The organism is Streptomyces adelaidensis (assembly GCF_016598475.1).
Classification (GTDB): Bacteria; Actinomycetota; Actinomycetes; order Streptomycetales; family Streptomycetaceae; genus Streptomyces; species Streptomyces adelaidensis.
In genome coordinates, this window is the sequence record NZ_JAEMUX010000007.1 from 64,878 (window position 1) to 78,318 (window position 13,441).

At 69.0% G+C, this 13,441-nt stretch carries 15 protein-coding genes; 5 read left to right on the forward strand and 10 right to left on the reverse strand.

Annotation, left to right across the window (positions count from 1 at the left end; all coding sequences use genetic code 11):
- Window positions 1-12: 12 nt before the first annotated feature.
- A complete protein-coding gene (locus I8N67_RS05785; RefSeq protein ID WP_200301488.1) occupies window positions 13-498 on the reverse strand; it encodes a carboxymuconolactone decarboxylase family protein in 486 nt (161 codons plus the stop codon).
- A gap of 134 nt (window positions 499-632) precedes the next feature.
- Between I8N67_RS05785 and I8N67_RS05790 the strand changes: the two genes are divergently transcribed.
- Window positions 633-1,331, forward strand: a complete 699-nt coding sequence (locus tag I8N67_RS05790) for a L,D-transpeptidase family protein (RefSeq protein WP_200301489.1) — start codon at window positions 633-635, stop codon at window positions 1,329-1,331.
- Between the two features lie 30 nt (window positions 1,332-1,361).
- Here the strand turns inward: I8N67_RS05790 and I8N67_RS05795 are convergent, their stop codons facing one another.
- The 4 genes from I8N67_RS05795 to I8N67_RS05810 are packed head-to-tail and all read right to left on the reverse strand — an operon-like array spanning window position 1,362 to window position 5,811.
- On the reverse strand, window positions 1,362-2,561 hold the full coding sequence (locus I8N67_RS05795) for a Gfo/Idh/MocA family protein (RefSeq protein ID WP_200301490.1): 1,200 nt from the start codon (window positions 2,559-2,561) through the stop codon (window positions 1,362-1,364).
- Window positions 2,562-2,587: 26 nt separating this feature from the next.
- Window positions 2,588-3,931, reverse strand: a complete 1,344-nt coding sequence (locus tag I8N67_RS05800; protein WP_200301491.1) for an ABC transporter substrate-binding protein — start codon at window positions 3,929-3,931, stop codon at window positions 2,588-2,590.
- An 11-nt stretch (window positions 3,932-3,942) separates the two neighbouring features.
- Entirely contained in the window at window positions 3,943-4,893 is a 951-nt protein-coding gene (locus I8N67_RS05805; RefSeq protein WP_200301492.1) for a carbohydrate ABC transporter permease, read from the reverse strand.
- A gap of 18 nt (window positions 4,894-4,911) precedes the next feature.
- On the reverse strand, window positions 4,912-5,811 hold the full coding sequence (locus I8N67_RS05810; RefSeq protein WP_200301493.1) for a carbohydrate ABC transporter permease: 900 nt from the start codon (window positions 5,809-5,811) through the stop codon (window positions 4,912-4,914).
- 170 nt (window positions 5,812-5,981) lie between these two features.
- Here I8N67_RS05810 and I8N67_RS05815 point away from each other — a divergent pair, with 170 nt between their 5' ends.
- Both I8N67_RS05815 and I8N67_RS05820 read left to right on the forward strand, forming a co-directional pair.
- On the forward strand, window positions 5,982-7,142 hold the full coding sequence (locus tag I8N67_RS05815; RefSeq protein WP_200301494.1) for an ROK family transcriptional regulator: 1,161 nt from the start codon (window positions 5,982-5,984) through the stop codon (window positions 7,140-7,142).
- Window positions 7,143-7,232: 90 nt separating this feature from the next.
- Entirely contained in the window at window positions 7,233-7,403 is a 171-nt protein-coding gene (locus I8N67_RS05820; protein ID WP_200301495.1) for a hypothetical protein, read from the forward strand.
- Window positions 7,404-7,430: 27 nt separating this feature from the next.
- Here I8N67_RS05820 and I8N67_RS05825 read toward each other — a convergent pair whose 3' ends face one another.
- From I8N67_RS05825 to I8N67_RS05840, 4 genes are all read right to left on the reverse strand, one after another.
- Window positions 7,431-8,798, reverse strand: coding sequence for a S1 family peptidase (locus I8N67_RS05825; protein WP_200301496.1), 1,368 nt, complete (start codon window positions 8,796-8,798; stop codon window positions 7,431-7,433).
- 98 nt (window positions 8,799-8,896) lie between these two features.
- Entirely contained in the window at window positions 8,897-9,418 is a 522-nt protein-coding gene (locus I8N67_RS42305) for a GNAT family N-acetyltransferase (protein WP_234045162.1), read from the reverse strand.
- The gene (locus I8N67_RS05835) at window positions 9,418-10,257 is read right to left on the reverse strand and encodes an SAM-dependent methyltransferase (protein WP_200301497.1); all 840 of its coding nucleotides are present in this window, start codon (window positions 10,255-10,257) and stop codon (window positions 9,418-9,420) included. The genes I8N67_RS42305 and I8N67_RS05835 overlap by 1 nt, the downstream gene beginning before the upstream one ends.
- A 90-nt stretch (window positions 10,258-10,347) precedes the next feature.
- Window positions 10,348-11,352, reverse strand: coding sequence for a hypothetical protein (locus I8N67_RS05840; RefSeq protein ID WP_372443641.1), 1,005 nt, complete (start codon window positions 11,350-11,352; stop codon window positions 10,348-10,350).
- Window positions 11,353-11,541: 189 nt separating this feature from the next.
- Here I8N67_RS05840 and I8N67_RS05845 point away from each other — a divergent pair, with 189 nt between their 5' ends.
- Entirely contained in the window at window positions 11,542-12,177 is a 636-nt protein-coding gene (locus tag I8N67_RS05845) for an HAD family acid phosphatase (RefSeq protein ID WP_200301498.1), read from the forward strand.
- A 110-nt stretch (window positions 12,178-12,287) separates the two neighbouring features.
- Window positions 12,288-12,677, forward strand: a complete 390-nt coding sequence (locus I8N67_RS05850) for a PPOX class F420-dependent oxidoreductase (RefSeq protein WP_200301499.1) — start codon at window positions 12,288-12,290, stop codon at window positions 12,675-12,677.
- A gap of 46 nt (window positions 12,678-12,723) precedes the next feature.
- On the opposite strand, the gene I8N67_RS05855 is transcribed toward I8N67_RS05850, so the two are convergent.
- A complete protein-coding gene (locus I8N67_RS05855; RefSeq protein ID WP_200301500.1) occupies window positions 12,724-13,407 on the reverse strand; it encodes a response regulator in 684 nt (227 codons plus the stop codon).
- Window positions 13,408-13,441 lie beyond the last annotated feature (34 nt).

The following is a 13,441-nucleotide window of genomic DNA, read 5'->3' on the forward strand; positions in this document are numbered from 1 at the left end:
CGGGTTTCGCGGTTACTTCTTGGCGGGCTGATAAGCCCCCGGCGCCATCCGTGTCGCGATCGCGATCCGGTTGTACGCGTTGATCACGGTGGCCGCCCAGATCAGTGCCGCGACCTGCTCCTCGTCGAAGACCTCCGCGGCCGCCGAGTAGACTTCGTCGGGCACCTGACCTTCGTGTACCAAGGTCACGGCCTCGGTCAACGCCAGGGCGGCCCGCTCGCGGGCGGTGAAGAAGGGTGTTTCCCGCCAGGCGCTGAGCGCGTAGATCCGCTGCTCGGTCTCGTCCTGCGCGCGGGCGTCCTTGGTGTGCATGTCCAGGCAGAACGCGCAGCCGTTGATCTGCGAGGCGCGAATTCTGATCAGTTCGAGGATCTCCGGCTCGACTTTCGCGTCCCGCGCCGCGGAAACGGCGGCGGCGTGCAGGGAGCCCATCGCGCCGGACACATCTGGGGTGATTTTCTTCAAGGCCACGCGAGATATGGAATCGCTGTTGCTCATGCGGAGAACTCTATATCTGAATTACCGGCCGTGTAACTGTTTCGTCTCGACGTGCCCCGCCCCACAACCGCCGGCCCTCGTCGGCTGTCTACCACGCCAGAAGCAGCAAAGCGCGCGAAAGGGAAAGGCCCGCCATGGGGGACATAGGTAGAAGAGGCGCCGTCGCACTCACGATCACCGGTCTGCTGACACCGCTCGCACTGACGCTGGGCGCCGCCGCGCCCGCGCGGGCGGCGAGTTGCACGGCGACGACCGGGCCGTACCAGAAGCAGGTGGAGAAGTTCCTCGGCCGGCCGGTCGACGGGAAGCAGTCCACCGCCGACTGCAAGGCGGTCAAGGCCTTCCAGACCAAACACGGCATCACACCGAACATCGGCTACGCGGGGTCCGTCACCTGGGGCGTGATGGATCTCATGCTGAAGCAGAAGGCAGTCGGCAAGAACCCCGACAAGGCGGGCAAGTGCCCGGTGAACAAGGGCCGTATCGCCTGCGTCGACCTCACGCTCCAGCTGAGCTGGATCCAGGACGGCAAGAAGCTCGTCTACGGGCCCGTGCCCGTCCGCACCGGCCGCAACGGCTACGAGACCCGCACCGGCCTGACGAAGATCTACTGGCGGAACATCGACCACGTGTCGTCCATCTACCACGTGCCCATGCCCTACAGCCAGTTCTTCGACGGCGGCCAGGCCTTCCACTCCGTCGGCGTCAGCATGTGGAACCCGCCCGGCTCCCACGGCTGCGTCAACATGACCAAGACCGACGCCAAGAAGTACTGGTCGCTGCTGAAGAAGGGCGACGACGTCTACGTGTACGGCCGCAAGCCGGGCACCTGAGCGGGTACCCGGCCCGCACGCGCCGCCCCGCTACCGCGGCGCGTCCCCGAAGTCCGGGATCTCCAGCCGCACCCCACCCTGCCGCGCGGAGTCGTGCGCGACGATGCCCGGCAGGGTGTACCGGGCCGCCACCCAGGCGTTCACCGACGGCAGCGTCCGGGTGTTGACCGCGGTCACGAAGTCGTCCACCAGGAAGTGGTGGCTGCCCTCGTGCCCGTTGTGCAGCTCGTCGAACTCGCGCGGCAGCCGCGACCGGTCGTGCACCGGCGCGGACCCGGAGGTGAAGGCGGCCCGCAGATCCGGCGCGATGTGCTGGAGCGAGGGGTCGTCGGGCGACAGGGTCTGCTTCGGCTCGAGGAGTTCGCTGATGTCCTTCACCCCCTTCTTGTCCTGCCAGAACGCCACCGTGGCGAGCTGCTCCATGCTGGCGTCCGTGCCGAAGAACCGGAAACGCGACTCCCGGATCTGCGAGGGGTAGCCGACCCGCCGGAACTCGTTCGTCCGGAACGACCCGCCGCCCGCGACCTCGAAGAGCGCGCTCGCGTTGGAGAAGTCGTTGCCGAACTGGCTGACCTCCCGGTCGAACACCCCGTCCCCGCGCTCGTCCACCACCCCGATCGCCGACACACTCACCGCGTGCGTCTGCCAGGCGCCCAGCACCCCGCCCACGGAGTGCGTCGGGTACAGCAGCGGGGGATAGCTGGCGGTCCGCTTCCACTGCTCGCCGCCGCTGTACTGGTACGCCTCGTAGAACCCCAGATCCATGTCGTGGACGTAGTCGCCCTCGGCGTAGAAGATCCGCCCGAAGGCCCCCTCGGCTATCTGGTTCCGGGCGTGCACGGTCGCCGGGTTGTACTGGCTGGTCTCACCCATCATGTACGTCAGCCCGGTCGCCCGGACCGTGTCGATGATCGCCGCGATCTCCTCCGTGCTGATCGCCATCGGCACCGCCGAGTACACGTGCTTGCCGGCGCTCAGGCCCTGGAGCACCAGCGGCCCGTGGGTCCAGCGCTGGGTGAAGATCGCCACCGCGTCGACCGCCGGCGACTCCAGCATCGCCTCGTACGAGGGGAAGGTGCCGGCCAGGCCCTGCGCGGCCACGAGTTCCTCGGCCCGCTCGGGCAGCAGATCGGTGACGTACACGTCGCCGACGCCGGGGTGGGCCTGGAACAGCGTGGCGAACTGGCCGGAGAACTGGCCGGCGCCGACGATGCCGAGGGAGAACGTCATGGAGGAGGTGTCCTTCACTGGTGGAATCACTGGTCGAGAACGAGATTGATCTGGTCGTTGGTCTTGTCGAGGCCGCTCACCGGCGCGCCGTTGCCGTAGATGTCCTCCATCGCGGGCTGCATGAGGGCCGTGACGTCCGCCGCGTAGTTGGTGATCGGGTAGGAGAAGGTCCGGAAGTCCTCGGTGTCGGCCACGGGTTCGGTGAAGGCCGAGACGTCGATGCCCTTCTTCTCGTACGCGGCGACGGCGGCCTCGGTGCCGGCCGGTGTGGCGGGGAAGACGACCCCGTACCGGCCCACCACGCTCTGGCACCGGTCGGAGGCCAGATACGCCACCCACTTCCGGGCGCCCGCCTTGTTCTCGGAGGCCTTGGTGATGGAGTCGGCGAGGCCGTTCATCATGGTGGCGCGCCTGCCGGTCGGGCCGGCCGGGGTGACGGCCGAGCCGATGTCCATGCCCTTGAAGCCGTCGTACGTGGAGATCATCCAGGCGCCGTCGAAGGTGACGGCGGCCTTGCCCGCGGCGATCTGGGTGTTGGCCTGGTTGGACTGGACGTTGTAGTCGGCGAAGGGAACCATGTAGCCCTTCTCCGCCAGCCCGAAGTACCACTGGACGACCGACTGGAAGGTCTCGCTGTCGTACTGGTACTTCGTGCCCCAGCGCGCCTTGTCCGTGTAACTCCACCCGGCCGAGCCGGTGAAGGGGCTCCACTGGGTCTGCCCGTCGGCGTAGCCCCCGCCGTTGCTGGCCAGGCCGTACACCTTGACGTTGTTCTTGTCGAAGCCGGGCTCGTCGCCGCGCCTGCCCAAGTTGTCGACGGTGAGGTGGGCGATGGCCCGCTCGAAGGTGCCGCCGTCCTTCGGGTTCCAGGAGAGGCCGTTCAGTTCGGCGGCGGTGAGGCCCGCGTCCTTCGCCAGCTTCTCGTTGTAGAAGAGCGCGACGGTGTCCCAGTCCTTCGGGGCTCCGTAGCGGTGGCCGTCCTGGCCGATCCAGTTGGCGGCGAGGCCCGGCTGGTAGTCGGACTCCTCGATACCCAGGTCGTCGAGCGGCTCCAGGACATTCAGGTCGGCGAACTGGCCGAACTTCTGGATGTGGTCGGTGAACACGTCCGGCTGGGTGCCCGCGATGAACCCGGCGGTGAGCTTGGTCCAGTAGTCGCTCCACCCCAGCTGGGTGATCTTCACGTCCAGTCCGGGGTTCTCCTTCTCGAAGCCCTTGGCGCAGGCCTGGTAGGCGGGGAGCTGGTTGGCGTCCCACAGCCAGTACGTCACCGTGTTCGCGGACGCCCCGGTGCCGTCGCCCTGCGCGCAGCCCGTCACCAGGGACAGCGTCACCGCTCCGGCCAGCGCGCTCAGCGTACGAAGTCGCATCTTCACTTCCCTCACTTGATCCCGGTGAAGCCGATGGAGCTGACGATGCGGCGGGCGAAGCAGGCGAACAGCACCAGCATCGGCAGCGCGGCGATCAGCGTCGCCGCCGTGAGCCCCGACCAGTCCACGCCGGTCGCCGGGGTCTGCGCCCGGAAGATCGCCAGCGCCACGGTCAGCACCCGCGAGCCGTCGCTGTAACTGACCATCAGCGGCCAGAAGTAGTCGTTCCAGGAGGTGATGTACGTCAGCACGGACAGGGTGAGGACCGGGGTGACCGCCATCGGCAGGATCACCCGGAAGAAGATCCTGACCTTCCCGGCCCCGTCCAGCAGTGCCGCCTCCTCGACCTCGTGCGGGATGTTCAGGAAGAACTGCCGGAGGAAGAAGATCGCGAACGGTGTCATGAAGAGGCTGGGCAGCGCGATGCCGAGCAGCGAGTCCACCAGGTGGAGTTGCTTGATGAGCACGAAGTTCGGCAGCAGCGTGAAGATGGTAGGCACCATCAGCCCGGCCAGGAACAGCCCGAACACCTTGTCCCGGCCCCGCCAGCGCAACCGCGCGAAGGCGTACGCCGCCATCGCGGAGAAGAAGATCTGGCAGCCGGTGATCAGCGTCGAGACGATCACCGAGTTGAGCAGATACCGCCAGAAGTCGAGCCCGCCGCCCGCCCCGCCCTGCGCGATCGCCTCGTCGGCCGACTGGAGCCCCAGGGCCCGCTCGAAGCCGCTGCCGGTGAGATCGACGGGCAGCGGATCGGCGGGGTCCGCGTTGAGCCCCGCGTTGGTGGAGAGCGCGGTACGCAGGATCCAGTAGAACGGCAGCAGGGTGATGAGCACGATCAGGCCCAGCGCGGTCCAGGCCGCGGCCCGCCCGAAGGAGAACCCGCGCCGCACCGGCCGTACGGCCGACGGCGCTGTCGTCGTGGAAGTCGGGGGAGTCGTGGGAGTCGTCACGGCAGCCATGTCGGTGTCTTCCTTCCGTCAGCCGAGGTCGCTCTGGCCGGCCCGGGTGAGCCGGTACTGAAGGACGGTGATCGCGCTGAGCACGACCAGCAGGGCGACGGACATCGCCGAGGCGTAGCCGAACTGGAAGCGGCCGAAGGCGGAGCCGTAGATGTAGTACTGGAGCACGTTCGTCGCGTTCGCGGGACCGCCCGCCGTGGTCACCGCCACGGTGTCGAAGACCTGGAACGACCCGATCACCGTCATGATCAGCACGACCGCCAGCACCGGCCGCAGCAGCGGCATGGTGACCCGCCAGAACATCCGCCACTCGCTCGCGCCGTCCACCTTGGCCGCCTCGTACATGTCGTTCGGGATCGCCTGGAGGCCGGCGAAGATCAGCAGCGCGGTGTAGCCGACGTGCCGCCACACATTGATCAGGGCGATCGTGGGGATCGCCCAGGTCTCGTCGGCGAGGAACGGGATGCGGTCGAAGCCGAGGGCGCTGATGATCTCGTTGCCGATGCCGAGCTGGGTGTCGAGGATCCACAGCCAGACCAGACCGGCGACCACGTTGGACATCAGATAGGGCGTGAGCACGATGCCGCGCAGCAGGGACGACTGGGTGAGCCGCTGGAGGAGTACGGCGATGGCGAGGGCGGCTGTCGTCTGCACACCGATGTTGATGAGCACGTACTCGACCGTGACCGTCAACGAGTCCCAGAAGATGGGGTCGTTGACCATACGGACGTAGTTGTCGAGGCCCACCCACTCCGCCGGGGTGAGCAGATTGAAGCGGGTGAAGCTCAGGTAGACGCCGCGCAGCGTCGGCCAGAGCAGGAACACCAGGAAGCCCAGCATCGCCGGGGCGATGAAGACGGCGGCCAGCGCGCCGTCACCTCTCCGGCGGACCGGTGGACTGCTGGAGGCGATGGTCATCGGGGCTCCCTCATCGGCGGCTCTGCCTCATCCTCGGGCCACTTACTTTCGTCGCGGAAGAATTATGGCGTCAAGGGGCCTGCAGACATCTTCTGAAAGTGGAGATCCTGATCTATCGTGGGCTCATTACTTCCAGTGCGAAACAAAAAGTGAGTGGGAGTGTGACCTCCATGACCGCACTCGCTGCCAGCTGGCTGCCGCTCAGTTCCGGGGAACGCGCGGTGGCGATCGAGGTGCTCGTGCATGGCCCGCTCTCCCGCACGGACCTCGCCCGGCGCCTCGGCCTGTCCGCGGGCAGCCTCACCCGGCTGACCAAACCGCTGATCGAGTCGGGGCTGCTCGTCGAGTCCGCCGAGGGCGCCACGCTCCCCGAGGTCCGCCAGGGCCGCCCCTCGCAGCCGCTGGACATCGTCGCCGAGTCCCGCTCCTTCATCGGCTTCAAGATCACCGACGACATGGTGTACGGCGTGGTCACCACGCTCAGGAGCGAGATCGTCGCCCGCCACGACCGCCCGCTCGACACGCACGAGCCGGAGCGGGTCGCCGACCTGCTCGCCGAGATGACCGGCGAACTCGCCCGCGCCCACCCCTCCCTCGCCGGCATCGGCATCGGCGTCGGCGGGCTCGTCCGACGACGCGCGGTGGTCGGCGAGTCACCCTTCCTGTCGTGGCGCGATGTGCCGCTGGCCGAACTCGTCGAGGAACGCACCGGGTTGCCGGTGGTCGTGGAGAACGACGTCGCCGCGCTCGTCGAGGCCGAGACCTGGTTCGGCGCCGGACGCGGCCTCGACCGCTTCGTCGTCCTCACCATCGGCGCCGGCATCGGCTACGGACTCGTCCTCGGCGGAAAACGCGTGCCGTACGCGGAGGAGGACCGGGGATTCGGCCGCCACTGGATCGCGGACCCCAGCGGCCCGCTCACCCCCGAAGGGGAACGCGGCAGCGCCGTCTCGATGCTGAGCATCCCCGGCATTCGCTACCAGGTCCAGGCGGCGACCGGCCGCGAGGTGACGTACGAGGAGATCCTGGCCGGGGCGGCCGAGGGCGATCCGATGTGTGTGCGCGTCATCGGCGAGGCGGGGCGGGCGCTGGGCACGCTGGTCGCCCAGATCTCCAACTTCGTCATGCCGCGGAAGATCCTGCTCGCCGGGGAGGGCGTCGGGCTGATGGAGGTGGCGGGCGAGGCGGTCGACGAGGCGATCCGGGCCCAGCGGCATCCGCTGGCCGCGCCCGTCCGTCTGGAGACCAAGGTGTCCGACTTCCACGACTGGGCGCGGGGGGCGGCCGTGCTGGCCATTCAGGTGCTTGTGCTCGGAACCGCAGAGCCGTAAACGGAGAGTGATCAGCTTCACGTTCCGTAATGTCTGAAGTGGGACCTTTACTCACATCGGCTTCACGTTCGAGGGCATATGGTTTACACCATGTCCACCACTCCTGATGTCGTCCTGGAAAGATCGGAAACACCGGCGCGAACGGCCGCCGAGGTCAACGACGAGATCCGGGCGCTCTGGTTCCGGAGCGGCGGGATCCTGAACACGGAGCAGCGGAGCGAGTACGAGCGACTCGTTCTCGAATGGGCCGCAGCCGAGTAGTTCCCGGGCCGCGGCCCATTCGGGCGCTCAGCCCCAACTCTGCGAATACTGGCGGCGATACCTCTGCCGGTCCTGTTCCGTACGGATGAAGCGGGTCGCCGCCAGGGCGACCATGCTGCCGGCGATGACCAGGAGGCCCGGGCCCACATTGCGGGGGTCGGCGAGGCGGTCGAGGAGATCGGAGGCGGCGCCGATGGACTCCACGGGTTCCACGGAGCCCGGCTCGGCGGCGCCGGGAGCGGCGGCACCCTGGGCGTCGTCGTCGGCGGAGCCGTCGGCCGCGGCGGGGGCCTGGGGCAGGCCGGCCATCTCCACGCCGAGGTCGTCCAGGGCGTCGGAGAGCGGCTGGAAGAAGGTCGTACCGCCCTGATCGCAGTCGCCGTTGCCGCCCGAGGTCACCCCGAGCGCCACCCCCTCCGAGAAGAGCGGGCCGCCGCTGTCGCCCGGTTCGGCGCAGACCGTGGTCTCGATGAGCCCGCTGACCGTGCCCTCCGGATAGTTGACCGTGGCGTCGAGGCCGGTCACCTCACCGTTGCGGAAGCCGCTGGTGCTGCCGCTGCGGAAGACCCGCTGGCCCACCGCCGCGTCACCGACCGAGGTGATGCGCACCCCCCGGCCGTCACCGACCGAGACGACATTGGTCGAGTTGCTCGGCGCGTCCTGGAGGTACTGCACGAGCGAGAAGTCACCGCCGGGGAAGTTGGACTCGGTCGTCCGGCCGATCTCCTGCCGGCCCTGGTTGTCCGCGAACCAGACGGAGCCGGCGGGACCGCAGTGCCCGGCGGTGAGCATGAAATCGTTCTCGCCGTCGGTCACGTTGAAGCCGATCGAACAGCGCCCGCCGCTGCCGAAGATCGGCTGGGCCCCGTTGAGCCGCATCGTGTACGCGCCCTCGGTGCGCTCCATCCGCACGGACCCGCCGATCTCCTCGGCGAGATCCGTGAGACTTGCCCAGTCGTCGGCGGAGACCGTGTTGTCGGCCCGCACCACGACCTCGTTGGAGGCGGGGTCGACGGCCCAGGAGGTGCCCGACACCCGGGGCGCGGAACGCAGCGCCGCCGTGGCGGACTTGAGGTCCTTCGCGCTGTACTCGACCATCTTGGGCCGCGCACCCGCCTGCTTGACCTCAGCCGCCGCCTTCTCGTCGGTGACCGCGACTACCGGGCTGCCGTCGTCGGCGATCCAGGTGCCCGCCGTACGCGAGGCGCCCAGCTCGCTCACCAGACCGTTGCCGGCGCCGGACGCCGCCAGCACCGAACTCCGGATGGCGGGCGGCGAGGTGGTGGGTTCGGTCGCCATCGCCGCCTGCGTGACCATCAGGGCTCCGCAGAGCAGTCCCCCGACGGCCGTCAGCCGTGCCACCCGCTTCACGACTCGTCGTCGTGCGTGCCTCATCGCCTGGCTCCCGAACCCCGTCCGACACGGCGTCAACACCGTGAGGGCGTCCGGTCCTTGAGCGCCCTCCTTCCATACGTGCGCCGACCGGCGCGTGTTCACCAATCCGCGTCGACGTATCCCAACGTCCGGTTCATGGCGATCGCGCTCTCGTTGGCCGGATGGTGGACGGTACGGACCGTGCTCACGCCGCAGATCCCGGCGAACCCGATGCCGAAGGTCTTCATGGCCACCGAGATGCCCCGGCCCCGGTGACAGACCCGCACCCCGGTCATCTCGTTGAACACGAACCCGGAGCCCCGCCGGTCCGAGGTCGCCGCCATCCCGATCCACCGGTCGCCGTCCAGGGCCAGCACCACGCCGCGCGGATCGTAGGCGGGCACCTCGATGCGGAGCCGGTGGTACTCGTCGTAGGTGTGGAACTCGCCGCGCTCCGGGATGTCCGCCGAGCACTCCTTGTTGAGTTCATACAACGCCCGGCGGTGCTCCGGGGTGTCGCCGAGCTCGGAGAGAGTCGTCAGCCGGATGCCCGAGGTCCGGCACTTGTCGACATACGGCTGGAAACGTGCCAGGTCGAAGTCGGTGACGTCCAACTGGAGCCTGACCAGGTCGACCGCCATCAGCGCTTGCCTCCCACTCCGCAGTACATGGCCACTTCCGCCGGTTCCTCGGAAGAGGGATCGCCGGTGACCTCCGGCCGCCAGCGCGTGCACGAGACGACGCCCGGATCGAGGAGGTCGAGCCCGTCGAGGAAGCGGGCGATCGCCTCAGGGGTGCGCTGGGTCAGCGCCGGGATGCCGTGCGCGTTCCACCAGGCGGCCGCGACATCCACGTCGGGCCACGCCGGGCTGGTGATGGTGTGCGAGAGCACCAGATGACTGCCACTGGGCAGGGCGTCCATCAGGTGGCGCACGATGCCGTACGGGTCCTCGTCCTCGCGGATGAAGGCCAGCACGTCGAGCAGCATCAGCGCGACCGGCTGGGTCAGGTCCAGGGTTCGCGCGGCGTGTTCGAGGATCGCGTCGACGTTGCGCAGGTCCTCGTCGACGTGGTCCGTACGGCCCTCGGGCGTGCTCGTCAGCAGGGCGCGGGCGTGCACCAGGACCAGCGGGTCGTTGTCTACGTAGACGATCCGGGCGTCCGGGGCGATGCGCTGGGCGACCTCGTGGGTGTTCTCCGCGGTCGGCAGCCCGGCGCCGATGTCCAGGAACTGCCGGATCCCCACGTCGGCGGCCAGATGACGGACGGCCCGCCCCAGGAACTGCCGGTCCGCGAGGGCGTAGTCACGGATGCTCGGATGCAGTCGGCGTATCTCGTCCCCGGCCTTCCGGTCCACCTCGTAGTAGTCCCCGCCGCCGAGCCAGTAGTTCCAGATCCGCGCCGCGCGCGGCCGAGTGGTGACGATGCGGCTGTTCAGCGACGAGGAGGGGAAGTCCGCGGCTGCCGGATTGTCCGTCACGGCGTCAACTCCTGGATCGTCTGTGAAGGTGCTTCATCCAACGGGCAATGTAGACCCGGCCGTTGCCCTTTGCCGAGACTTCCGCGATCTTCACAGGGGCCGGATGCGGCGGGCTTTCGGGCCGAGCGCCGCCCAGCTGCTTTCGTCGCCCCAGACGGACGAGACACCGACGTACGGCCGCAGCAGCTCCGTCAGTTCGGCGTCGCCCTGACCATTGAGTTCGTCGGACGCGATCTTGCGCGCCGTACCCGCGAGGAAGTCGGCGAGCAGCACCCGTGGGTCCTCGCGCGCCACGACCAGCCGGAGGCCGGCCAGCTGGGCCCGCTCCTCGATCCAGGCGATCCGCTCGTCGGTCAGCAGATTCTGCCGGTCGTGCACCAGCGCCACCGGCAGCCCCTCGCGGCGCCAGTGCGCGGCGGTGTGGACGATGGCGGGCATCAGCGGATTGAGCACGGGGAACAGCTCGGGGCTCTCGGCGATCCGCGCCCGGTAGGAGTCGGCGCGGGAGCGGGCCCGCGCGAGCAGCTCCAGGATCTCGCCCACCGGCTCCGGGGAGGGCATGAGAAGCAGCGCGTCCACCGCATGGAAGAACGGGTCGACGGGGGACTCGACGGCCTCGGGGCTCCGCCGGGTGCGCAGCAGATTGTTGGCGGACTCCAGGAACTCCCGCCACCGCTCGCTCCCGAAGGAGCGCGGCCCCTCCCGGTGCAGGGTGCGGGCGGTGTCCGGGCCCCGGTCGGTGAGGAGGGCCACGACACGGTCCACGACGAAGAACGGCTTCTCCGTGAGGTGCACATGGGCATGACCGTGGATCGGTCCGTCGGCCCCGAGCAGCCAGGCCAGCACCGCTCGGTGCTTCTCGCGCAGGAGGATGTTGGCCTTGTACTCCTCCGCCGGGGAGCGGATGCGGTTCCGTATCTCCTGCAGATGGGCGGAGGCGACCTCCACCGGCATCCGGACGCTGCCGTGCGCGGACACATCGGTGTTCCCGGTGGTGAGGTTCTCGCCGTCCGCCCCCGACTCGTCGCAGGCCACCTCCATGACCCGGCTGCCCCCGACCGCCCCCGCCGGATCCGTACGACTCCAGGTCACCACGCTGCCCCCTGCCTCGATGTCCCGTGACCATCATCGCGCACGGGGCCGGTGGCGACGGAATGATCGTCGAGGCCTCTCTACCAATCAGTAACTTTCATGTGGTCTTCCGGCCACTAATGGGCATGACCATGACGAGCGCGGCGAAGGTTCGATCGACTCTCGCCGCTTTGACATGAGAAGAGGACGAACATGACAGCAAGCGGTATGGGACGCCGCATCACCACGGTCGCCGCGGTGGCCGTTCTGGGCCTGGGTGCTTCGATGACCGCCGCGGTGCCGGCGGCCGCTGCGCCGAGAGCCGCCGCGGTCGGCGCCGCGACGGCCGCCGAGGTGGACTACGCGACCTGGCAGGCGGACGTGAAGACCGTCATCGACACGGCCACTCCGTACATACAGCAGCGCACCGCGAACGCCTCCGGGCAGAAGCTCGCCATCGTCTTCGACATCGACAACACCACGCTGGAGTCGCACTACGCCCCCTGGTACCAGCTGCCCACACCGGCGATGAAGTCGTCCCTGGCGCTGGCCAAGTACGCCAAGTCCCGCGGGGTCGCCGTCTTCTTCGTCACCGCCCGCCCGGGCATCATCGAGAGCGTCACCGAGTGGAACCTGGAGACCGTCGGCTACCCCGTCGACGGCCTCTACGTCCGTGACCTGCCCGACCTGTTCGCCGAGGTCTCCGCCTACAAGACCGCGTCGCGCGCAGACATCGAGTCGGACGGCTACACGATCGTCGCCAACGTCGGCAACAACACCACCGACCTCGTCGGCGGCCACGCCGAGCGCGCCTTCAAGCTGCCGGACTACGACGGCCTGCTCGACTGACGCCGTTTCGCCGTTTCGCCCGCTTCACCGCTTCACCGCTTCGTCGTTTCGTCGTTTCAGGAGGTACGGCCGCCGGCTCGCGTCGGCGGCCGTACACCTAGACTCCCGCCATGGCCGACGACACCTCGCTCGACGCGCTCGGCGCGGGCAAGTACCTGCTGATCACCACTTACCGCAAGAACGGCACCGCCGTCCCGACACCGGTCTGGGTGGTGCGGGACAGGGACGCGCTCGGCATCTGGACGGTCACGGACTCCTGGAAGGTCAAGCGCATCCGCAATCGCGCCGATGTCCTCGTCGGCCCCTGCGACCTGCGCGGCAACCCCACCGGCGACTCCGTCCCCGCCCGCGCCGAGATACTCGACGCGGCCGGCTCCGCCGCCTACCGCCGTCTCATCGCCCGCAAGTACGGCCCCATCGGCCGACTCACCCTCTTCGGCAGCCGCCTGCGCCGGGGCGCCGACGGGACCATCGGCATCCGGGTCACGCTCACGACATGAGGCAACCGACGTGAGGTGAGGCGATCCGAGGTGGGGTGACGCGAGGTCACGTCCCGTCGCCCGCGTGCCCCGTGCGCCAGGCCCACGCCGCGATCTCCACCCGGTTCCGGGCGGCGAGCTTGAGCTGGATGCTGCCGAGGTGGGTCTTCACCGTGGAGAGGGAGACGAACATCGACGCGGCGATCTCGGCGTTCGTGTGTCCGAGGGCGACCAGCCGCACCACGTCGAGTTCCCGGTCGGTCAGCGGCTCCTGCGGACGCGGTGCCCCGGGCACGGCGGCGTTGTCCGGCTCGGCCGTGACGTGCTTCAGCAGCCGGACCGTCACCGACGGTGACACCAGCGAGTCGCCGACCGCGGCCGCCCGTACGGCCTCGGCCAGCAGGGTCGGCCCGGAGTCCTTGAGCAGGAACCCGCAGGCGCCGCCGCGCAGCGCCCCGTACACGTACTCGTCGAGGTCGAACGTGGTCACCACGACCACCCGCAGCGGGTCGGCGACGCCCGGTCCTGCCAGCAGCCGGGTGGCCTCCAGGCCGTCCAGCTTCGGCATCCGGATGTCCAGCAGACACACATCGGGCCGCACCTCGCGGGCCAGCCGCACGGCCGTCTCCCCGTCGGCGGCCTCGGCGACCACCGTGATGTCCGGCTGCGCGTCGAGGAAGAAACGGAAGCCGGTGCGGACCATGTCCTGGTCGTCGGCGATCAGGACCCGGATCGGGCTGCGGTCGGTCATGGGCGCATCATGCCTGACGGAGAGGACGGACGAG